A 20,188-nucleotide genomic window follows, 5' to 3' on the forward strand; every position below is an offset into this window, starting at 1 on the left:
CTCACGCTTCAGCTTCTCGTCGAGCATGATCACCTTTCGGAATCATACCCGCTATCAGGCCCTGACCTCCTGCCGCTGGAACAGGATGTAGCCGGCGACGAACAGCACGATGGTGCAGGCGATCAGCCCCACCGTCTGCGGCCAGGCGATCATCATGCTTTGGCCGAACGGCAGCGGGGCGCCCATCACGGCGCCGCGGATCTGATCGAGGAACACCGGACCGAGCGTGCGGGTGGTCGGCGACAGCACCGCCAGCATCGCTTCGCCGAACAGCTCGTTCGGCGAGAACCGCTGCAACAGCTGGGTCCATATCGCCGTGTCGGGCGTGTCGAGGCCGAGCGCGGCGAAGCGGGGATCAGGCGGCGCGATCGCTTGCGCGATCGCCGGCGCCAGCATCGGCCACAGCACCGTCAGGAACAGCCAGATGCCGAGCGCGACCAATGCCGCCGTCGCCGGCGAGCGGAACACGATCGACAGCAGCATCGCAAGCGACAGCCAGACCCCGGCATAGAAGATCGCGATCACCAGAAACGCCAGCGAACGCGCGATCTCCTCGCCGCCCGGCGGGACGCCGAGAAAGATCAGGCCGAGCCCGATCACCATCAGCCACAGCGCGGTCAGGCTGATCGCGATAGTCGCAAGCCCTGCGAGATATTTGCCGAGCAGCAGCGCGTCGCGATAGATCGGCTGCGCCAGGATTCGCGACAACGTGCGGCGGTTATGCTCGCTGTTGATCAGGTCGAAGCCGAGCCCGATCGCCATCAGCGGAATCAGGAAGCCGAGGATGGCGACAAAGGACGGCAGCGGCGCGCGGTCGACTGTGAACAGACGCAGCAGCAGGAACGGATCCTCCGCCGTGCTCTGGCGTAGCGTGTCGATCGCCTCATAGAGCGCCGCCATCGCGGTCAACACGATCAGGAGTTCGAGCATCAGCATGCGGACACTCGAGATGTTGTCGGACAGCTCCTTGATGAAGACGGCGCCCGCGCCCTGGAAAGCCGAACCTTCACGCCGCATCGCGCACTCCTTTCGATTCCCTGGCCTGGAAGGTATGAGCGTAGATCGCCTCCAGGCTCGGCTCGTCGACCGAGAGCCGCCGCAACGCGCCATTGGCCGCGACCACCGCGCGCGCCGCATCGGCGCGCACGTCGCGGTCCGCGGTCATGCGGAAGCGGTCCTCGGCGAGCTCCTCGACCTTGTCGACGCCGGGGATCGCCGAGAGCCGTCGCGCGATGCCGGCGCCGTCGGCCTCGACCTCGACGACGAAGCCCGCGCCCAGCACCTGGACGGCGAGTTCGGCGACCGATCCCATCATCACGATCTTGCCGGTGCGAAACAGCGCGACCCGATCGCAGACGCGCTGCACCTGGTCGAGCATGTGCGAGGACAGCAGCACGGTGACACCCTCGGCCTTCAGTTCGCGGATCAGGTCGAGGAATTCGAGCGTCGCCTGCGGGTCGAGACCCGAGGTCGGCTCGTCGAGGATGGCGATCTCGGCCCGCTTGACGATGATCTCGGCAAGTCCGAGCCGCTGCCGCATGCCGCGCGAGAAGGTCGCGACCCGCTTGTTGGCGACCTCGAGCAGGCGCACCCGCGACAGCGCGGCCACGATCCGCTGCGACCGCTCGGCCATCGACAGGCCCATCAGCTTGGCGACGTAGGCGAGATTCTCCACCGCGGTCAGATGGTCGTAGAAGCCGACGGCGTCGGGCAAGTAGCCGACCCGCCGCTTCACCTTGAGCGGCGCCCGCGCCGGATCGAAGCCGAGCACCGAGACCCGGCCGGACGAGATCTCGGTGAGACCGAGCATCATCAAAATGGTCGTGGTCTTGCCGGCACCATTCGGGCCGAGCAGCCCGAACACCTCACCCTTGTTGATGTTGAAGTTGATGGCGTCAACGACGCTGGTTTTACCGTAGCGCTTGGTGAGATCGCGGGCCGCGATCACGACGTCAGATGGCACCGCGGCGGTTTCGCTCTGCTGCTCGCTCATCGCCGTCCGAACCTCGCGACCGCACCCAGCATCAAGAGCAGCGCGACGCCGATCACGCCGGCTCCGGCCATGCCCCAAACCGTCGAGGTGTTGACCGTGACGCGGAACTGGCTCGACGCCGTCTCGCCGCGCGAGGTGGCGCGCATCGCGAGCTGGTAGTCGCCGGCGAGCGATTTGTCGCTCGGCGTCACCAGCGCCTGCACCTCGGTGTCCTTGCCGGGCACCAGCCGATCGATCGTGGCTGGCTGAAACGTGACCTTCCAGCCGCTCGGCGCGGTCGCGGCGAGCGCGATGTTCTCGGCCGGCGCGGTGCCGGTGTTGGTGACGACGACCGGAATCGTGCTCTGCTCGGCCGCGACCGCACGCGCGCTCAACAGCCCGTCACGGCCGGAGAGCTGCAACTGCGGCTGGCCGGCGATATCGAGCGCCAGCTCGATCTGCGCCGTTGCATCCTCGGCGTTGACCGTGACCTTGACCGGGAAATGACCGGCGTCGACGGCGCTCGGCGGGCGCACCTTCAGCTTGATGTCCTTGGACTGGCCGGCATCGATCGGGATCGAGGACAGTTCCTGCGTGCCGTAGGCTTCGGTGAACGAGGTCTCGAAATTCGCGGGCGCTGCCGCCGCGAAGCTTGCGACCAGGTTGCGGCCGCTGTCGTTCTTGATGGTCAGCGTGTACTCGAAATTCGATTTCGGGCTGCCGCGCAGTTCGGGCAGCTTCGACGAGACCGTGAGCTTGGCCGGCAATTCCTTGGCGAGCGCGACCGCGATCGGCAGCGTCGCGTCGCTGCCCTGCCCTTCGGCCTTCACGGTCAAGGTCTGCTCGGCGAGCGAAGCGTTGGCGGGCACGTCGAGCCGCAGCTGCAACGGCACGCTGGAATCGGGCGCCGGCATCGCGGCTGCGACCGGCTGGCCGCCGCCGAGCAGCGTCGCGGTCCAGCCATCAGGCACACCGTCGACCGAGAGCTTGTAGCGCTGCGGACCGAGGCCGTAATTCTGCAGACGCAGCGAGATGTTCGAGGTGGTGCCGGGCCTGATGGTGACGGCCGGATAGTCCGTCATCAGATAGAGCCCCTTGATGTCGCGGGGCGGCTCCGCGGCACGGGCTGCGGGGACGATGAAGCCGAGGGCAACGACAAGACGCGCAAGATCGAGCGCTCGCATGGGCAAACACTCCTGCAAGAGAGGCAAGATTGGCGGGGTTGCGCTGCGCGCCGGTGAACACCGTGGCAGCGGCGCGACAGATCATCGAAACAATCGTGACGAAATCTCGGCGACCCAATTACAAATGAGTAATGCTGGGCGTCTGCGCGAATGACCTTCGTCTAACGACGTTGGTCTAGGTCATGCGGCGATCACGGCACTGTCATTCCGGCAATGGCGCAGGATGGGTAGAGCGAAGCGAAACCAGTCACTTTTCCGCCGCGTATCAAGATGATGGGTTTCGCTTCGCTCCACCCATCCCACGCTTCGTCAAAGCCCCTTGATGATCCCCGCATCGATCAACATGCGATTGAAGCGGCGCGCCTCGGCGCCGTTGTTGCAGGAATAGAACTTGCCGTTGCAGCGGAGCATGATCTCTTTCTGCTCCTCGAACGACGGATCGAGCGGAATGCCGGCGGCCTCCTGGATCACCAGCGGCAGATAGGCGGCATCGATCGTGTCCATCACCGCCGGGCTTTTCACCGGCTCGAAATTGACCGCATCGATCGCGTAATAGGTCGCGAAGTAGCGCGGATCGTAGGCCGACAGTTTCTTGCCGATGCCGGCCTCGTCGAGCCCGGGGTCGAGCAGCTGCGGCGAGAATTCCGGCTGATGATCGCCGTAACGCACGATCAGGAACGGCTGCGCCGGAAACTTGCGCTTCAGCGCCGCGACGAAGCCGGCATAGTCGCTGGCGCTCATGGCCTGCCGGCGCAGATATTCGTCCACCGCCGGCGTATTGCCCGGTCGCTGCCATGACGGCAGCAGGTCGGGACGGAATGTCGTCTCCCACGGGAAATGATTGGCCGCGAGATAGACGAAGGTGAACAGCGGCATGCCCGACGCCTTCTGCTCCGCCATCAAGCCCAACGCCTTGTCGTAGAAGAAGCTGTCGGGCTCGACGTCCTTGGCGTGCAGGTCGCGCGCGTCATAGAAGTGCTGGATGCCGGTGGTGGCCTGGAAGCTGCGCGCGCTCATGAAGCCGCCGAACGCCGGATAGAGCGACAGCGTGTCGTAACCGCAGCGGCGCAGCGCGAGCGGCAAGCCGCGGTCGACGCGCCCCGAGGCGATCCGGGTGACGAAATAGGCGAAGCGGCCGAACGAGCGAGACGACAGTCCGGCGAGCACGTTGTATTCGGTGAACCAGCTCGGTCCGCCGTTGCTTTCGGCGAGGAATTTGCGCGCGACACCGTCGTAGGATTTGAACTGGCTGCCGTAGCCCGGCGGCACCTTGACGCCGGCGGCGGCGCGGATGTCGAAGCTCGATTCATCATGGATCATGATGATGTTCGGCCGCCGGCCGGCGGGATGGCAGGCATCGACCGGCGGCACCTTGAGCTGCTCGTTCGCGACCGGATCCTTCTCCATGAAGCCGTAGGCGACGAAATCGGACACCGCGGTGACGCCGGAGCGCGCAAATTTCGAGACGTAGCCGTCGTCGTAATAGCCGCGCCAGTCCTCATCCGGCCAGGCGAAGGCGTAGCCCGACAGCGCCGCGGCGCAGGCAAGGCAGAGGGCCGCGGCCGGCAAGCGGCGGATGCGGAACGGATCGAGCCACCACAGCGCATACATCAGCGGCAACGTGACGAGCCCGGCGCCGATGACCGACCAGCGCAGGTTCGGGAAGATCGTGAGCAGGAACGCTGCGGTGTCGCGATCGATCACCATCAGGTCGACGAAGTTCGCGGTCATCTGCACCACGTCGTGCTTGAACCGCGACAGCAGCACCACCAGCACCACGATGGTCAGCGACAGCGCGCTCGACAGTGCCGGCCGGCGCAGCAGCGCAATGAACAGGAAGTTCAGGATGCCCCAGGTCAAGAGGAAGCAGAGCCGCGAGCCGAAGTCGGCCTCGGTCCGCAGCATCAGGACCAGTGCGGAGAGATGCGGCGCAGCCAGCGCCATCAGTCGCCAGACGCCAATCGCGGCAAGGCCGCCGGCCAGCGCGGCGACCGAGGAATTTTGCTGAGGCGCGGGCGCCATGGCGAAACGCGATACAATCCCGGCGCAATGCGAAGGCCCTCGGCCGCCAAGGCCATAAGGCACACCGCACAGCCGGTATCTGCACCGTGTCACAAAACTGTAATTTATCCGTCATGAATACGCAATGAACTGCCCGGCCGCCGGCGACCTCGCGCGGTTTAAACTTTGGCAGCAGGCGCAGCGCGCGTGGCGATGCTTGCAATGAAGAGATCGACGATCCTTGCGGCCATCCCTTCGGCCTCCGCGTCAGGGACGCCCCAGCGTGGCAGGTGGCCGTCGATGAACATCCGCGCAAAACCATAGACCAGCGCGCGGCCGGCAATCTGGACCTGCTTCAGGTCACGCACCCGAAGCTGGCCGGCAGCAAATGCATCGGCCAGTGTCCGTTCGGTCGAGGCGATCAGCTCGGCATTGTCGCTTGCGACTGTGGCCGAGCGGTCATGGTCGAAGAAGCGGCGGCTGGAGATGATCTCGAAATAGGTCGGGTTCGTCATCGCCCAGCGCAGATAGGCGATGCCGGTGGCACGGAAGCGGGCCAAGGGGTCAGTGGGCGGCGCATCGGCCAGCGCCGCCTCAATCTCGGCGCGGAAGCGGCGCTGCGCCTCCTCCGCGACCGCATTCATCAGCGCATCCCGGCTTGGAAAATGCCGGAACGGCGCGCCCGGCGAGACCCCGGCGCGGCGGGCGGCCTCGCGGACGCTGACTGCGTCCGGACCGCCCTCGCCGGCCAGCTGCATCGCCGCCTCGATCAGGACGCGTCGGAGATCGCCGTGATGATAGGGCTTTGCCGCCGCCGGGCGCGGCGCAGCCGGACGCGGCGCGGCGGGGCGTCGAGACGGCGGGCTCTTGGCGGGACGGCGCATCCGGGACGTCTAGCATCACCCGCTTGTGAATGTAAGCGCCGATTACACTGATTGACCGCTCGCGACTTCGGCATGTAACTGATGATTACATTAGCGAGGGGGCAAGCGATGACGACGCGTCAAAACTGGTTCGAAGGCTGGCGGCTGTTCGCCCTGCTCACCGTCACCCTGCTCGGCCTCTCCATCTGGATCGCCGCGATGCGGCAGTTCGAGGTCGAGGGCGTGCGGATGGTGATCCGGTTCACGGCACGGACCTCGCTGCTGTTGTTCTGCCTCGCCTTCTCCGCAGCGGCGCTGGCACGGCTATGGCCGAGCGCCTGGACGCACTGGCAGCGCCGCAACCGCCGCTACCTCGGCGTCACCTTTGCGGCCTCGCACGCCATCCATGCGGTCGCAATCATCGCCTTCGCGGTGATGGATCCGGCCGGCTTTGCGGCTGCAACCTCGGTCGTATCCTACATCTTCGGCGGCATCGGCTATGCCGTCGTCATCGCATTGACCGCGACCTCGTTCGACCGCACCGCGGCGATGCTCGGAACGCGCGCCTGGCGCGGGCTGCACCTTGTCGGCGGCTATTATCTGCTGCTGCAGTTCATGGTGTCATTCGGCAAGCGGATTCCGGAGACGCCGCTCTATGCGCTGTTCCTGATCCCGCTCGTAGCAGTTTTCGCGCTGAGGATGATCAGCATGGCGGCTCGCTCCGCGCCGAGTCCGGCGAAGGCAGCCGGAGAAACGAGTTAGACCAGGTGAAACTTGCGGCCGAGCCGGCGATGCACCGACATCACGGCGCGATCGACGTCGCTGATCAGGCTGTCGCCGAGCACGACGCGCGGTATCTCCCAGTTGCGGCCGATCCGTGCATCGGGCAGCGCCGCGACCGCCGGCACGCGCGCCGTCTCGCAGCCGGGCTGCGCGCGCAGCGCGTCCTCGGCAAGACGGGTCAGCTCGTCCTGGCTCTTTGCATCGGTCATGGCGGCGGGCGTGACACCGGAAGATGGCTCACTGATGGCCGATATTTTCCAGCTCCCTGGCCCGCGTCTCGGTCAGGCTGCGCATGCACTCGCCGGCATCGATGCGGGCGATGGTGCCTTCGCCCAGGTCGTAATAGAGGCAGTTGGCATCGCGGAACTGGATCCATAGCCGCTGCGCGATGCGTAGCTGGTCGCGCTGCTTGTCGCCCGCGGCATCCTTCAGCGCCTGCTGATAGGCGGCATTCATCCGCTTGTCCCACTCAGCGGTCTTGCCCTTGAGGCACTCGACCATCTGGTACGTGTTGCCGTCGCAGGACTGTGCGGGGTCGCCCAGGTCGCCGGCCCGGGCCGCCGGCGCGAGGACGGTCACGAAGGCCGCCGTGATCAGCAGGGAGGCGCGCACCGATGTCATTTCGTCTTCCTTGTTCGATCCGTGCAGCGGACAATACATGAGTGCCGCGGACAGCGCTTCCCGTTCACCCCCCGACGATGTCGGGTTGCCGCTGGCCTTCCCGATCCGCGCAGGATATTTGAGGGATCATGCGGCGCAACCTGACACCTGCGATCGTCCTGGCTGTGATCGGCCTGCTGGTCGGCGGGTTGTTTCGCTATGCGTTCGACGAATCCGACGAGGCCTCGTTCGCGAACTATCTGCGTAGCGCGACCGAAGGCGCTGCCATCAGCCTGATTGTCTGGGCGACGCATCTCTATCTGACCGCCCGTGCCGGCTGGCTGCGGCGCCTGCCGCTTGTCATCGAGCTCATCGCGCGCTCCGTGATCGTGGTTGTCGTCGTTGCGGTCGCCGCGGTCGTACTGGAGATCGTTCTGTATGGGCATGGCCTCGAGGCGAAGTGGATTCGCGATACCTTCCTGAAGATCATCGGTGTCGGCCTGCTGCTGTCGATCCCGATCACCACGATCTACGAGTTGGTCCGGATGATCGGTGGCCGCACGCTGCTCAGCGTCGTGCTCGGACGCTACCGCCAGCCGGTCCGTGAGGAGCGCGTGTTGCTGTTTCTCGATCTCGTCGGCTCGACCACGCTCGCCGAGGCGATGGGCGAAGTCCGGGTGCAGGAATTATTGACGCGCTTCTTCTTCGACATCGACGACGCCATCGTGACCCATGGCGGCGAGGTCCATGCCTATGTCGGCGACGAGGTGATCGTGACGTGGCCGGTCGACGCGGATCGGCCGTCGCGGCGCTATCTCGACTGTGTGTTCGCAATCGAGGACCGCCTGGCCAAGCGGGCCGACCATTACCGCAAGGCGTTCGGCCTGGTGCCGGCGTTTCGCGCCGGGATGCATGCCGGCGCCGTCGTGATCGCCGAATGCGGCGACTCGCGGCGTCAGATCGCCTATTTCGGCGACACCGTGAATGTCACGGCGCGACTGCAGGAGCAATGCAAGCAAGTAGGCCGCCCGCTGCTGGTGTCGGGGGAGCTGCTTCGCCTGCTGCCGATCGACGACTTCATCGTTGAGCCACTCGGCGCGACGGCGTTGCGCGGCCGCGCCGCACCGGTCGAGGTGTTCGCCGTCGCGCGGCAGCGTTCGTCCGGCGTCGCTCACGGGGTGATGTGCTAAAAAATCCATTAAGACGCATCCGCATCTGCCGCTCCGTCGGCGCGCAGCCGCAAGCCACACAACCGAGAGATGCGACCGCGCGAATTGAATCGGGTTCGGTCGTGCCGCATTAAGGATGCGAGGCACCCATATTTGCACCAGGTTCCGGGTTAACGCAGGTGTAAGCCCGGCTGCTGCATCATGCATCGCAGGTGTCATCCAACAAACAACAGGCCGCCGACCAATGGCGCAACAGCCGTCAAAATCGATTATTGGCGAACTTGAAGATGCGGTGCGGGACGGGACGTCCGCCAAGCGCGTGCAGACGCTGCGGCGGGTCACCGACCTGTTCCTGAACGACGGCGACCGTCTCAACGACGAACAGGTCAAGGTGTTCGACGACGTGCTCTGCCTCCTGATCGCGCGGGTCGAGACGCGGGCGCGGGCCGAGCTCTCCAAGCGGCTGGCGCCGCTCGACTACGCACCGTTCGAGACGATCCAGCATCTGGCCTGGGACGACGATATCGGCGTTGCCGGCGAAGTCCTAACGCATTCCAGCCGCATCAGCCCCGAGGCGCTGCGCGAGATCGCCAGCAGCAAGGGACAGGACCATTTGTTCGCGATCTCGGCGCGCGAGAACCTGCCTGAGACGGTCACCGACGTGATCATCGATCGCGGCGAGGACAAGGTGATCCGGCGCCTTGCCAGGAACGCCAGCGCGCAATTCTCCGACGACGGCTATTCCAACATCGTCGCCCGCGCCGAGCGCGACGACGAACTGGTCGAGATCCTCGGACTGCGCATCGATCTGCCGGCACGGCTGCTGCGCGAACTGCTGCTCCGCGCCAAGAACGCGGTGCGCAGCCGCCTGCTCGCGATCGCGCCTTACGGGGCGCGAGACCACATCCGTCAGGTGCTGGACGACATCGCCGAGCAGGAGGCCACCACGCCGCGCCGCAATTACGGCATCGCCGAGGAATTCGTGAAGCTGATGAAGCAGCTGAACGAGCTCGACGACGCCGCGGTGTACAAATTCGCCGAGACCGGCAAGTTCGACGAGGTTACGGTGGCGCTCGCCGTGCTCAACGACGTGCCGATCGTGCTGATCGAGAAGCTGATGCTCGGCCTGCGCTCCGACCTGCTGCTGATCCCGTGCCGCTCGGCGCGGCTGAACTGGCCGACGGTGGAGACCATCTTGCGCAAGCGGCCGCTGCCGCGTCCGCTCGACGAGGCGACGCTCGAGATCGCGCAGCGCGACTATCGGCGGCTGTCGCTGGAGACCGCGCAGCGCACGGTGCGGTTCTGGCAGCTGCACAACAGGATCGAGAAGCAGCCGGCGGCGGTGGGATGAAGCGGCGCTACAGATTTCGGAATACTGGAAAATACGACTGATTTGCCCGACGCGTCAAGTGGTTTTTCCGCTGACTGGCGACCGCCCTACTTTGCATGGGGTTGTTTTCGATATTTTGGCAGTAGCCGTAGGGTGGGTAAGTTCACGCTTTGCCCACCCTACGCATTCAGTCTCAATTCTTCGACTTGTCGACCAGCGCACCCTTCTTGATCCAGGGCATCATGTCGCGCAGCTTCTCGCCGACCTGCTCGATCGGATGCGAGGCGAGCTTGGCGCGGGTCGCCTTGAACGAGGTCTGGTTGACCTTGTTCTCCAGCATCCAGTCGCGGGCGAACTTGCCGGACTGGATGTCGTTGAGCACGCGCTTCATCTCCTTCTTGGTCTCGTCGGTGACGATGCGCGGACCGGTGACGTACTCGCCGTATTCCGCGGTGTTGGAGATCGAGTAGTTCATGTTGGCGATGCCGCCTTCGTAGATCAGGTCGACGATCAGCTTCACCTCGTGCAGGCACTCGAAATACGCCATCTCCGGCGCGTAGCCGGCCTCGACCAGCGTCTCGTAGCCGCCCTTGATCAGCTCGACCAGGCCACCGCAGAGCACGACCTGCTCGCCGAACAGGTCGGTCTCGCACTCCTCCTTGAAGGTGGTCTCGATGATGCCGGCGCGGCCGCCGCCGATCGCCGAGGCGTAGGACAGGCCGAGGTCATGGGCGTTGCCCGAGGAATCCTTGGCGATCGCGATCAGGCAGGGCACGCCGCCGCCGCGCTGATATTCCGAGCGCACGGTGTGGCCGGGGCCCTTCGGCGCGATCATCAGCACGTCGAGGTCGGCGCGCGGGTCGAGCAGGTTGAAGTGCACGTTGAGGCCGTGTGCGAACACCAGCGCGGCACCCTTCTTCATGTTGTCGTGCAGGTGCTCGCGATAGATGTCGCCCTGCAGTTCGTCCGGGGTCAGCATCATGACGAGGTCGCCCCATTTGGCCGCCTCGGCGACTTCCATCACCTTGAAGCCGGCGTTCTCGGCCTTCTTGGCCGAGGCCGAGCCCTTGCGCAGCGCAATGGCGACGTCCTTGACGCCGGAGTCCTTCAGGTTCAGCGCGTGGGCGTGGCCCTGGCTGCCATAGCCGACGATGACGACCTTCTTGCCCTTGATCAGGTTCAGGTCGGCATCGCGATCGTAGTAAACTCGCATCGTCTTTTCCTCGTTTTTAAGGGGGCCGATATCGGCCGATGGATCAGGCTTTCGGAAGGTCAGAACCGCCGGACGCCCGCGAATTTCCGGGGTTGTCTAGAGCATTTTGCCCGTCAGGGGAAACCCCCATCTCGCATGGCGCGGTGCGGCATCATGCGTCCATGAACACGGGGTAGAGCGAGGCCAGCAGCAGGACGGCCATCACCACATTGAAGACGCGGATCGCCCTGGGCGAGGTCAGGACCGGCCGCAGCGCGGTGCCGAACAGCGCCCAGGCGATGCAGGAAACAGTTCCCAGCAGCAGGCTCAATCCGACCTGGATCGCAATATTCCAGGGGAAGGCGGCGATCGCCGCATAGGCCGTAATCGTGCCGATCACCATCACCCAGCCCTTGGCATTGATCCACTGGAACATGGCCGCGCCCCAGAACGTCATCGGCCCGCGGCCGGGCCTGTCGTCCCTGTCCGCCGAGGGCGGCTCGGCCATGGCGATGACGGCGGCGAGATAGATCAGATAGAGCACGCCGCCATATTTCAGGACGGTCTGCAGCACCGGATAGGTGATGAAGATCGCCCCGAGCCCGACGCCGACGGCGCCGACCATGAAGGCGAAACCGATCGTGATGCCGGCGATGTGCGGCAAGGTGCGGCGAAAGCCGTAGGTGAGCCCCGAGGACAGCAGCATGATGTTGTTCGGGCCCGGCGTGAAGAACATCACGACCGAGAACACGACAAAGGCGAACATCAGCGAATTCGACATGGCGCCCTCACGCGACCTTCGGCAGAGGCTCTTTGGGTAAGGTCTTGGGTCGCCTCGCCAGCAGCATCACGGCGATGCCGGCGATCACCGTGACCATGCCGGCGAGCCGCAGCGGCCCGAACTTTTCCCCGAATACGATGCTGGACGCCGCCGAGCCGACGAACGGCACCAGCAGCGCGAACGGCACCACCTGTGCTGCCGGATAATCCCGCAGCAGCCGGCCCCACAGCCAATAGGCGATGCTGGTCGAGATGCCGCCGAGGCAAACCATGCAAACCAGCCCGGTCAGCGACATGTGGATCAGCGCCTGCCAGGTCGGCTGCGGCCCATTGCTGATCAGCGTAATGGCTGCGAGCGGCACCGCGGCCGACAGGCACAGCCAGGCGAACAGGTCAAACATCGGCACGCCATGCGCCCGCCGCAGCAGGAGATTGCCGACCGCAAAGCTGATCGGGCAGATCATGATGATCGCAAACGCCGCGACGCTGAAATCGTAACCGACGGTGCCGCAGATCATCAACAGGCCGAGGGTTGCGATCGCGATCCCGATCGCCTGCGTCCGCGTCGGCGTCTCGCCGAAGATCACTGCGGCGAAGGCGATGGTGAACAGCGCCTGGCTCTGCACGATCACGCTGGAAAGTCCGACCGGGACGCCGTGCGCGATCGCAAAGGCCTGCGCCAGGAACTGGCCGAGGAACAGCGTCGAGCTGATCGCGATCAGAAGCCCCCAGGAGACGCCGGGCTTGCGCAGGAACAGGCACGGCAGCGCCGCGATGGCGAAGCGCAGCGTCGTCATCAGCTCCGGCGAGAACTCGTTGAGCGCGATCCGGCTCGCGACGAACGCAAGTCCCCAGATCACCGCGACCATGACGGCGATGCCCACATCGGCCGGCTTCATTGTTGTTCTTCTTTTGCTTCGTTTGGCTCGGTGTCTAGATCTGCTCGTCCGGCTTGGGTTTGCGCACCAGATACGTTCCGTGCAGCGGCGCGTGATAATCGGCCGAGACCAGCGCAAAGCCGGTCTCGGTCAGCATCCGCTCCATCACCCAGCCGAAGGTCGAATATTCGTCGCGCATATGGGTCATCACGCTTTCGGGTTCGAAATCGTGGTTCTTGATCGAGAACTCGGCCCAGCCCTCGACGTCGCGGTCGACGCCGTCGGGCATGCTGACGAACACCATGTCGCGCAGATAGAAGTTGGCGCCCGGCTTCAGCGCGTTGAAGATCCGCGACAGCGCCACCGCCTTCCAGAAGTCGGGCAGATGATGCAGCGTGAATTCGCTGACGATCAGGTCGTAGGAGTTCGGCTGGTAGGCGAACGACAACAGCCCGGCCGGCTGGGTGCGGATACGCGCCTTGCGATCGCGGGCGTAGATCTCGGCGAGGCCGAGCATCGCCGGCGAGATATCGATGGCATCGACCTCGGCGCCGAGCAGTGCGGCCTCGGTCGCCAGCACGCCGTTGCCGCAGCCGATGTCGGCGATCCGCCAGCCCGGCTTGACGCCGAGCATGGTCAGCGCCTGGCGGGCGCGGGCGTCGCTGTCTTCGCTGACGTCATAGATCGAAGCGACCGCGGTATCGAGACCGACCCGCCGCCGTTGCGTGTAGTACCAGTCGCGCGCCAACATGACTCACATCCCTTCCGGCCCACGCGTGATCGCGGCCACCCCGGTTCGTGACACCTCGACCAGGCCGAGCGGCCGCATCAGGTCGATGAACTGATTGATCTTCGACGAATTGCCGGTGATCTCGAACACGAAGCTCTCGGTCGTGGCGTCGATCACGCGTGCGCGGAAGGCATCCGCGAGCCGCAGCGCCTCGACGCGGTGCTCGCCGGTGCCGCGCACCTTGACCATCGCAAGCTCGCGCTCCAGCGCATTGCCGGCCAGCGTCATGTCGACGACGCGGTAGACCGGGATCATGCGGTCGAGCTGATGCTTGATCTGCTGGATCACCATCGGCGTGCCCGTGGTGACGATGGTGATGCGGGAGAGATGCTTCTTGCTCTCGGTCTCCGAGACCGTGAGGCTGTCGATGTTGTAGCCGCGTCCGGAAAACAGTCCGATCACGCGCGCGAGCACGCCGGGCTCGTTCTGCACGAGCACGGACAGCGTGTGCGTCTCGTTGGGATCGTGACGCTCTTCCAGGAAATAGGCCGATGCGGGCTGGTTCATTGTCGTCCCCTTACATTCCTCTGGTCACGCCACGGCGCGCTTAGCGGCCGGCGCGGCATCCGTTCCGACCCAGGTGCGGAACAGATCGAAATCGATATTGCCGCCGCTCAGGATCAGGCCGACCCGCTTGCCGGTGAGCTTGCCTCTTTCCTGCAGCGCGGCCGCGAGCGGCGCTGCGCCCGCGCCTTCGGCGAGGTTGTGCGTATCGGTCCAGTAGGCGCGGATCGCGTGGGCGATCTCGTCGTCGGTGACCTGCAAGATGCGGGATGCGCCCTTGCGGATCAGCGCGAACGCGTCCGGATCAGGAATCCGCGTCGCCATGCCGTCGGCGTGGGTGTTGCTGGTCTCGGTGGTGACGATCTTGCCGGCCGCGAACGACAGCGCATAGGACGGCGCCTCGGTCGACTGCACGCCGACGATCTCGGTCTTCAGCCCCAAAAGATCGCGCGCCATGATGCAGCCGGAGATGCCGGAGCCCTGCCCGATCGGCACGTAGAGGATGTCGAGATCCGGCGCAGCACGAAACAGTTCGAGCGCGTAGGTCGCAACGCCGAGCACCAGGTCGGGATGGAACGACGGCACCATGTGCAGCCCGGCGAACTGGGCACGGCGCTCGGCCTCTTCGCGTGCCGCTTGAAAATCTGCGCCGTGTTCGACCAACTCAGCGCCGAACGCGCGCATCGCGCGGTTCTTCTCCGCCGAATTGCCATGCGGCACGTAGATCGTCGCCGGCACGCCGTGTCGGCGCGCCGCAAAAGCCAGGCTCTGGCCGTGATTGCCGCGCGTCGCCGAGATGATGCCGGGCACGTTCGGCCGCTCACGCTTCAGTCGTTCGAGATAGACTAGGCCACCGCGCACCTTGAAGGCGCCGGTCGGCGTGTGGTTCTCGTGCTTGACCACGACTGATGTGCCGAGCCGCTCGGCGAGCAGCGGCCACGCATGCGCCGGTGTCGGCGACACGGCAGTGCCGACGATGGCGTGGGCGCGTTCGAGCTCGTTGAGGTCAAACATGGGGGCTTCCAATCGCTCTACTCTCTCCGTTGTCATCCCCGCGAAAGCGGGGATCCAGTACGCCGGGACTCCTCGGATCGAACCGAGACGCCGCGGCGTACTGGGTCGCCCGGTCAAGCCGGGCGATGACAGTGGAATGGGTGTCAGCCATCATCACACCAGCGCCTTGCCGCCGGCGAAGGCAGTTGCGGTGGCCTCATCGGTCGCTTCTTCCGGCAGCAGCATCTCGTTATGCGCCTTGCCCGACGGGATCATCGGGAAGCAGTTTTCCAGCGCGGCGACGCGGCAGTCGAACAACACCGGGCGCTTGACCGCGATCATCTCCTTGATCGCGCCGTCGAGATCAGCCGGCTTCACCGCCCGCAGGCCGACGCAGCCAAAGGCGTCGGCGAGCCTGACGAAATCGGGCATCGCTTCGGTGTAGGAATGCGACAGCCGGTTGCCGTGCAAGAGCTGCTGCCACTGTCGCACCATGCCCATGTACTGGTTGTTGAGGATGAAGATCTTGATCGGCAGCTCGTGCTGAACGGCCGTCGACATCTCCTGGATCGTCATCTGCACCGAGGCGTCACCGGCGATGTCGATCACCAGGCTGTCGCGATGCGCGACCTGGACGCCGAGCGCGGCCGGCAGGCCGTAGCCCATGGTGCCGAGACCGCCGGAGGTCATCCAGCGGTGCGGCTCCTCGAAGCCGTAGAACTGCGCGGCCCACATCTGGTGCTGGCCGACCTCGGTCGTGATGTAGGTGTCCTTGCCGCGGGTCAGCTCGAACAGCCGCTGGATCGCGAATTGCGGCAGGATGATATCGTTGTTCTTGCGGTAGGACAGCGAGTTGCGCGCGCGCCATTGCGCGATCTGCTGCCACCACGGCTTGATGTCGGGCTTCTTCGCCTCCGCCTTGAACACCTGCAAGAGGTCGCCGAGCACATTCGCTGCGTCGCCGATGATCGGGACGTCGACGCGGATGTTCTTGTTGATCGAGGACGGGTCGATGTCGATGTGGATCTTCTTCGAACCCGGCGAGAACGCGTCGGTGCGGCCGGTGATGCGGTCGTCGAAGCGCGCGCCGACGCACAGCATGACGTCGCAATCATGCATCGTCATGTTGGCTTCGTAGGTGCCGTGCATGCCCAGCATGCCGAGCCAGTTCGGCCCCGACGCCGGGTAGGCGCCCAGGCCCATCAGGGTCGAGGTGATCGGAAAGCCGGTGGTCTCGACCAGCTCGCGCAGCAGCTTCGAGGCTTCCGGACCGGCGTTGATCACGCCGCCGCCGGAATAAATCACCGGACGCTTGGCATTGGCGAGCAGCGCCACGGCCTTGCGGATCTGCATCGCATCGCCCTTCACGCGCGGCGTGTAGGAGATGTGCACGTCCGATTTGATCGGCGGATGATAGGTGCCGGTCGCGAACTGCACGTCCTTCGGCACGTCGACCACCACCGGGCCGGGCCGGCCGGTGGTCGCGACGTAGAAGGCCTCGTGCAGCACCTTGGCGAGGTCGTTGACGTCGCGCACCAGCCAGTTGTGCTTGGTGCAGGGGCGCGTGATGCCGACGGTGTCGCATTCCTGGAACGCGTCGTTGCCGATCAGATGGGTCGGCACCTGGCCGGTGATGCAAACCAGCGGGATCGAATCCATCAGCGCGTCGGTCAGCGGCGTCACCATGTTGGTGGCGCCGGGGCCCGAGGTCACCAGCACCACGCCGGGCTTGCCGGTCGAGCGGGCATAGCCCTCGGCGGCGTGGCCGGCGCCCTGCTCGTGGCGGACCAGGATGTGCTCGACCTCGCTCTGCTGGAAGATCTCGTCATAGATTGGAAGCACCGCGCCGCCGGGGTAGCCAAAGAGGTGCTGCACGCCGTGATCGATGAGCGCGCGCACGATCATCGCGGCGCCGGTCATCTGATTGGGGTCGTGGCTCTTGTCGGTCATGGCTCACTCCGGATGCGCTTGGTTTTGCGCGGCTTTTTCGGTTTTGGTCTGATCTGCTTCGGGAAATAAAAAAGGGCCCCAGAGGCCCCATGCACACCGCCCGAATTTGGATGGCCGCTAGCCATCCCCGGCGGTGTGCCTGGGTACGACGGCGATAAGCAGTTTGGTAATAATGTTGCGCATGGCGCGGCTCGGGCTTCCCAAAGGTTGCGCGAAACATAGCGGCCAAAGCCCGAATGTCAAGGCAAGGCCGACGTTTTCGCGATTTTCGTACCCTAACGGGGTTCCGCCCGTTCGGCGAGTGTTTTTGCGCGATGAAACGCGCATGGCAGACGGGCGTCGTCATGGTCCGTAGCCCCGGAGCGCAGCGCAATCCGGGACCGCTGCGTCGGGGCTACGAAATCCTCAGCTTCTCCCGCGCCGCCTCCGGCGCCACCCATTCGAACTCCGGGAGCTGATGCCGGAACCAGGTGAACTGGCGCTTTGCGTAATGGCGCGTGTCGGCCCGGCCGATCTCAGCGGCCTCCTCCCGGCTGATCTCGCCGCGCAAGTGCCGGATCAACGCCGGCACGCCGTGGGCCTTCATGGCGGGCAACAGCGGATCGAGCTTGCGGGCAGCGAGTGCCGCGACCTCCTCGAGCGCGCCGCCGGCGAGCATGATGCCAAAGCGTGCATCGATCCGCGCGTAGAGCTGCTCGCGCTCGGGCGCCAAGAAGATCGCAGAAAATTCACCTGCCGGCAGCAAGGGCGGCAGGCCTTCGCGATGCCAGTCGGGCAGCGGCCGCCCGGTGGCCTCGACGACTTCGAGCGCGCGCGCGATGCGGGTGCGGTCGCGCGGCTTCAGCCGCTCGGCCGAGACGGGATCACGCTGCGCAAGCTCGGCATGCAGCGCCTCGACGCCATGCTGCTCAAGTCTCGCGCGCACGCTCTCGCGCACCGCGGCCGGGATCGGCGGCACCGCCGAGAGCCCGCGCGTCAGTGCCTTGAAGTACAGGCCGGAGCCGCCGACGAAGATCGGCGGCCGGCCTTCCGCGCGCGCCTCGCCGAGCACTTTTGCGGCATCGCCGACCCAGGCGCCGGCGGAGAAATTCATGCTCGCATCGACATGGCCGTAGAGCCGGTGCGGAACCAGCGCCTCCTCGTCGGCGGTCGGCCGCGCCGTGATGATCCGCAAGTCGCGATAGACCTGCATCGAGTCGGTGTTGATCACGACCCCGCCGGTCCGTTGCGCCAGCGCCAGCGCCAGGGCCGACTTGCCGCTGGCGGTCGGCCCTGCGATCAGGATAGCGGCATTTTGGCTCATCGGAACCGGATTGCATTTCAGGTCGTCCGGCGCAACAATTACTGGTTGTTGTCTTGATATAATTCACGTTCAGCCTCGCATCGATTTTCAACAAAGCCAGTTGGAGCACGTCATGAATGCTGAAAACCTGTCGGGTCGCAGGCGGGTCGCGGCCGTCGTTTCCCTGGAGGTCATGATCGCGACGTTGGCGCTGTCGCCGCACGGCGCCACCGCACAGACCGTGCTGCCGCCCGACGTCAAGCCGACCTGCATCGTCGCGCCGACCGAATTCAGCAGCTGGTTCAAGACCGGCAAACCTGAAAAGGACGGAGTCGTGGTTCCGGCCAACGGACTGGCGTTCAAAGCCGACAGCCTGTGCCCATTCTACAAATGGTCTGCACAGATGTTCCTGTGGTTGACCTCTCCGGTCGGCCCGCGCGCGCATGTGTTCGCCTCGTCGGACTTCTTCGGCATCGCGCCGCCCGACGGCAGCGGCAAGCGCAAATTCGTGCCGCAGGACGGCAACAAGCTCTTGAACTTCGCACCGTCCATTTCGCTCGTCGGCAGCAACGGGCGGCCATTCGTGGTCGACAGCACCGGGAAAACGCGTGAGGTCATCAACGTAACGGGCGGCCCGACCAATACCGGGCTGTTCCGCGACAAGGCCGACAGGCCGGTCAGCGTCGCGGCGGTTGCGGCCACGACGAACGGAAAGCCGCTGCTGCTCGACAAGAGCAACAAGGTGCTCGATGTTCAAACCGCTACAAACGGCGCCCCGCTGTTGCGCGATTCCGCAGGCAAGCCAATCGAGCTCGCCGATCAGACCGTCGAGGTCGAGGGCGTTCAGCGGCTCATCACCACGTCCGGCGAAGTCGTCGAATTCGGCCAGGCCGGCGGCAATGCGGTCCTGATGACGCGCAACAACGGCATCGTCTACTACCTGCTGCAGGCCAACGACGTGTTCGCCTATTTCAACACCGGTCTGCAGGGCAACAAATTCCCGGCCCCGCCGCCGGCCGCGTTTCCGGTCGATGCCGCGACGATGGACCTGATCACCACCATTGCCAAGAATGCACCGCCGCCCAACACCCGCAACGACTTCCAGGACCGCGTCGCACTGGCGATGGAGCTGAAGTCGTCTTGGGTTGAAGCCTCGACGCTGAGCAATCCCGGCGACTACCTGACCATCACCGCAACGATCCCGAACTTCGTTCCCCAGGGCAACACCATGCTCGTACCGCAGGGCCCTCCAAAGACCGTGGACCTGGCGCTGGTCGGCTTCCACGTCGTCGGCAGCGTTGCCGGTCATCCTGAGATGCTCTGGGCGACATTCGAGCACGTCAACAACGCACCGACCCTGCAGTATGACTACATCACGACGGCGGGCACCCCGAAGACGAACCTCGCCGACGGCAGCGGAACGTGGCTGTTCTCCGGCTCCGCCGCTTCGGCCGCACCGCTGAAGGCACGGATGCGGGCGTCCGGCGCCAATATCGTCGCCGTTCCCAACCAGACCATCGGCCCTGTCGACGTCACCCGGCAAAATCCCTGGGGCACATTCGCGCAAGACACCGACAACAACACGGACATCGTTTCGCTCAATAGCAATGTGCGCAGCCAGCTCGCCGGCGGAGACGTCCGGGCCAATTATATCCTGACCGGCGTCGAATGGACCGACGGCAACGCCCCTGACGACGCCACCAACACCCGCGGTACGCCGTTGATGGCCAACTCGACGATGGAGACGTTCAACCAGACGCGCGACTGCTTCTTCTGTCATCGCGGCGGGATGCTCGGTGGGCTCAGCCACATCTGGGACAATATGGATCCTCTGTTCCGCTAGGTCCGGTCGCGAGGGCCGGCGCGGACAGGAGGGGTTGACAGGCCGCCAGCGCGACTTGCCGCTGGCGGCCGGCC

At 65.3% G+C, this 20,188-nt stretch carries 20 protein-coding genes; 5 read left to right on the forward strand and 15 right to left on the reverse strand.

The features are described 5' to 3' along the window. Positions 1-54: 54 nt before the first annotated feature. Genes IC762_RS26230 through IC762_RS26240 form a run of 3 tightly spaced genes read right to left on the reverse strand, consistent with a single transcriptional unit; the run spans position 55 to position 3,156 of the window. The gene (locus IC762_RS26230) at positions 55-1,017 is read right to left on the reverse strand and encodes an ABC transporter permease (protein WP_195785081.1); all 963 of its coding nucleotides are present in this window, start codon (positions 1,015-1,017) and stop codon (positions 55-57) included. Next, a complete protein-coding gene (locus IC762_RS26235; protein WP_195785082.1) occupies positions 1,007-1,993 on the reverse strand; it encodes an ABC transporter ATP-binding protein in 987 nt (328 codons plus the stop codon). The genes IC762_RS26230 and IC762_RS26235 overlap by 11 nt, the downstream gene beginning before the upstream one ends. Beyond that, positions 1,990-3,156 carry a COG1470 family protein gene (locus IC762_RS26240; RefSeq protein ID WP_195785083.1) on the reverse strand — a complete coding sequence of 389 codons (1,167 nt, stop codon included), beginning with the start codon at positions 3,154-3,156 and terminating at the stop codon, positions 1,990-1,992. Before IC762_RS26240 ends, IC762_RS26235 begins: the two co-directional genes overlap by 4 nt. On the opposite strand from IC762_RS26240, the gene IC762_RS26245 reads away from it, so the two are divergent. Next, positions 3,155-3,310 carry a hypothetical protein gene (locus IC762_RS26245; protein ID WP_195785084.1) on the forward strand — a complete coding sequence of 52 codons (156 nt, stop codon included), beginning with the start codon at positions 3,155-3,157 and terminating at the stop codon, positions 3,308-3,310. The two genes, IC762_RS26240 and IC762_RS26245, sit on opposite strands and share 2 nt — an antisense overlap. Before the next feature lie 155 nt (positions 3,311-3,465). Here IC762_RS26245 and IC762_RS26250 read toward each other — a convergent pair whose 3' ends face one another. Next, positions 3,466-5,178 carry a sulfatase-like hydrolase/transferase gene (locus IC762_RS26250; RefSeq protein ID WP_195785085.1) on the reverse strand — a complete coding sequence of 571 codons (1,713 nt, stop codon included), beginning with the start codon at positions 5,176-5,178 and terminating at the stop codon, positions 3,466-3,468. A 158-nt stretch (positions 5,179-5,336) separates the two neighbouring features. After that, complete coding sequence (locus tag IC762_RS26255) at positions 5,337-6,041, reverse strand: TetR/AcrR family transcriptional regulator (RefSeq protein WP_195785086.1); 705 nt, start codon at positions 6,039-6,041, stop codon at positions 5,337-5,339. Between the two features lie 108 nt (positions 6,042-6,149). On the opposite strand from IC762_RS26255, the gene IC762_RS26260 reads away from it, so the two are divergent. Further along, a complete protein-coding gene (locus tag IC762_RS26260) occupies positions 6,150-6,782 on the forward strand; it encodes a hypothetical protein (protein WP_195785087.1) in 633 nt (210 codons plus the stop codon). Here the strand turns inward: IC762_RS26260 and IC762_RS26265 are convergent. Continuing rightward, positions 6,779-7,012, reverse strand: a complete 234-nt coding sequence (locus tag IC762_RS26265) for a hypothetical protein (protein WP_195785088.1) — start codon at positions 7,010-7,012, stop codon at positions 6,779-6,781. The genes IC762_RS26260 and IC762_RS26265 overlap by 4 nt on opposite strands. A gap of 28 nt (positions 7,013-7,040) precedes the next feature. Next, positions 7,041-7,424 carry a lysozyme inhibitor LprI family protein gene (locus tag IC762_RS26270; RefSeq protein ID WP_246801255.1) on the reverse strand — a complete coding sequence of 128 codons (384 nt, stop codon included), beginning with the start codon at positions 7,422-7,424 and terminating at the stop codon, positions 7,041-7,043. A gap of 128 nt (positions 7,425-7,552) precedes the next feature. On the opposite strand from IC762_RS26270, the gene IC762_RS26275 reads away from it, so the two are divergent. Further along, positions 7,553-8,593, forward strand: coding sequence for an adenylate/guanylate cyclase domain-containing protein (locus tag IC762_RS26275; protein WP_195785089.1), 1,041 nt, complete (start codon positions 7,553-7,555; stop codon positions 8,591-8,593). 271 nt (positions 8,594-8,864) lie between these two features. Beyond that, positions 8,865-9,923 carry a DUF2336 domain-containing protein gene (locus IC762_RS26280; protein WP_246801257.1) on the forward strand — a complete coding sequence of 353 codons (1,059 nt, stop codon included), beginning with the start codon at positions 8,865-8,867 and terminating at the stop codon, positions 9,921-9,923. Positions 9,924-10,095: 172 nt separating this feature from the next. Here the strand turns inward: IC762_RS26280 and ilvC are convergent, their stop codons facing one another. The 8 genes from ilvC to miaA all read right to left on the reverse strand — a co-directional run bounded on the left by ilvC (position 10,096) and on the right by miaA (position 18,292). Then, positions 10,096-11,115: a ketol-acid reductoisomerase gene (gene ilvC / locus IC762_RS26285; protein WP_195785091.1), complete on the reverse strand. Its 1,020-nt coding sequence runs from the start codon at positions 11,113-11,115 to the stop codon at positions 10,096-10,098. Positions 11,116-11,266: 151 nt separating this feature from the next. After that, positions 11,267-11,875, reverse strand: a complete 609-nt coding sequence (locus tag IC762_RS26290) for a LysE family translocator (protein ID WP_195785092.1) — start codon at positions 11,873-11,875, stop codon at positions 11,267-11,269. A gap of 7 nt (positions 11,876-11,882) precedes the next feature. Continuing rightward, positions 11,883-12,773, reverse strand: a complete 891-nt coding sequence (locus IC762_RS26295) for an EamA family transporter (RefSeq protein ID WP_195785093.1) — start codon at positions 12,771-12,773, stop codon at positions 11,883-11,885. A gap of 34 nt (positions 12,774-12,807) precedes the next feature. Then, on the reverse strand, positions 12,808-13,503 hold the full coding sequence (locus IC762_RS26300) for a class I SAM-dependent methyltransferase (protein ID WP_195785094.1): 696 nt from the start codon (positions 13,501-13,503) through the stop codon (positions 12,808-12,810). Between the two features lie 3 nt (positions 13,504-13,506). Further along, a complete protein-coding gene (gene ilvN, locus IC762_RS26305; protein WP_195785095.1) occupies positions 13,507-14,049 on the reverse strand; it encodes an acetolactate synthase small subunit in 543 nt (180 codons plus the stop codon). A 24-nt stretch (positions 14,050-14,073) separates the two neighbouring features. Then, on the reverse strand, positions 14,074-15,060 hold the full coding sequence (locus IC762_RS26310; protein ID WP_195785096.1) for a threonine dehydratase: 987 nt from the start codon (positions 15,058-15,060) through the stop codon (positions 14,074-14,076). A gap of 153 nt (positions 15,061-15,213) precedes the next feature. Further along, on the reverse strand, positions 15,214-16,989 hold the full coding sequence (locus tag IC762_RS26315; protein ID WP_195785097.1) for an acetolactate synthase 3 large subunit: 1,776 nt from the start codon (positions 16,987-16,989) through the stop codon (positions 15,214-15,216). Positions 16,990-17,383: 394 nt separating this feature from the next. Further along, positions 17,384-18,292, reverse strand: a complete 909-nt coding sequence (gene miaA, locus IC762_RS26320) for a tRNA (adenosine(37)-N6)-dimethylallyltransferase MiaA (RefSeq protein WP_195785098.1) — start codon at positions 18,290-18,292, stop codon at positions 17,384-17,386. 112 nt (positions 18,293-18,404) lie between these two features. Here miaA and IC762_RS26325 point away from each other — a divergent pair, with 112 nt between their 5' ends. Further along, entirely contained in the window at positions 18,405-20,114 is a 1,710-nt protein-coding gene (locus tag IC762_RS26325) for a hypothetical protein (RefSeq protein ID WP_195785099.1), read from the forward strand. The last annotated feature ends 74 nt before the right edge of the window (positions 20,115-20,188 follow it).

It is taken from the genome of Bradyrhizobium genosp. L, assembly GCF_015624485.1.
Lineage (GTDB): Bacteria > Pseudomonadota > Alphaproteobacteria > Rhizobiales > Xanthobacteraceae > Bradyrhizobium.

Bases quoted from the DNA above. Each gene is read 5' to 3' on its own strand.
- IC762_RS26230 (WP_195785081.1), bottom strand. From the start codon at position 1,017: ATGCGGCGTGAAGGTTCGGCTTTCCAGGGCGCGGGCGCCGTCTTCATC.
- IC762_RS26235 (WP_195785082.1), bottom strand. From the start codon at position 1,993: ATGAGCGAGCAGCAGAGCGAAACCGCCGCGGTGCCATCTGACGTCGTG.
- IC762_RS26245 (WP_195785084.1), top strand. From the start codon at position 3,155: ATGGGCAAACACTCCTGCAAGAGAGGCAAGATTGGCGGGGTTGCGCTG.
- IC762_RS26240 (WP_195785083.1), bottom strand. From the start codon at position 3,156: ATGCGAGCGCTCGATCTTGCGCGTCTTGTCGTTGCCCTCGGCTTCATC.
- IC762_RS26250 (WP_195785085.1), bottom strand. From the start codon at position 5,178: ATGGCGCCCGCGCCTCAGCAAAATTCCTCGGTCGCCGCGCTGGCCGGC.
- IC762_RS26255 (WP_195785086.1), bottom strand. From the start codon at position 6,041: ATGCGCCGTCCCGCCAAGAGCCCGCCGTCTCGACGCCCCGCCGCGCCG.
- IC762_RS26260 (WP_195785087.1), top strand. From the start codon at position 6,150: ATGACGACGCGTCAAAACTGGTTCGAAGGCTGGCGGCTGTTCGCCCTG.
- IC762_RS26265 (WP_195785088.1), bottom strand. From the start codon at position 7,012: ATGACCGATGCAAAGAGCCAGGACGAGCTGACCCGTCTTGCCGAGGAC.
- IC762_RS26270 (WP_246801255.1), bottom strand. From the start codon at position 7,424: ATGACATCGGTGCGCGCCTCCCTGCTGATCACGGCGGCCTTCGTGACC.
- IC762_RS26275 (WP_195785089.1), top strand. From the start codon at position 7,553: ATGCGGCGCAACCTGACACCTGCGATCGTCCTGGCTGTGATCGGCCTG.
- ilvC (WP_195785091.1), bottom strand. From the start codon at position 11,115: ATGCGAGTTTACTACGATCGCGATGCCGACCTGAACCTGATCAAGGGC.
- IC762_RS26290 (WP_195785092.1), bottom strand. From the start codon at position 11,875: ATGTCGAATTCGCTGATGTTCGCCTTTGTCGTGTTCTCGGTCGTGATG.
- IC762_RS26295 (WP_195785093.1), bottom strand. From the start codon at position 12,773: ATGAAGCCGGCCGATGTGGGCATCGCCGTCATGGTCGCGGTGATCTGG.
- IC762_RS26300 (WP_195785094.1), bottom strand. From the start codon at position 13,503: ATGTTGGCGCGCGACTGGTACTACACGCAACGGCGGCGGGTCGGTCTC.
- ilvN (WP_195785095.1), bottom strand. From the start codon at position 14,049: ATGAACCAGCCCGCATCGGCCTATTTCCTGGAAGAGCGTCACGATCCC.
- IC762_RS26310 (WP_195785096.1), bottom strand. From the start codon at position 15,060: ATGTTTGACCTCAACGAGCTCGAACGCGCCCACGCCATCGTCGGCACT.
- IC762_RS26315 (WP_195785097.1), bottom strand. From the start codon at position 16,989: ATGACCGACAAGAGCCACGACCCCAATCAGATGACCGGCGCCGCGATG.
- miaA (WP_195785098.1), bottom strand. From the start codon at position 18,292: ATGAGCCAAAATGCCGCTATCCTGATCGCAGGGCCGACCGCCAGCGGC.
- IC762_RS26325 (WP_195785099.1), top strand. From the start codon at position 18,405: ATGAATGCTGAAAACCTGTCGGGTCGCAGGCGGGTCGCGGCCGTCGTT.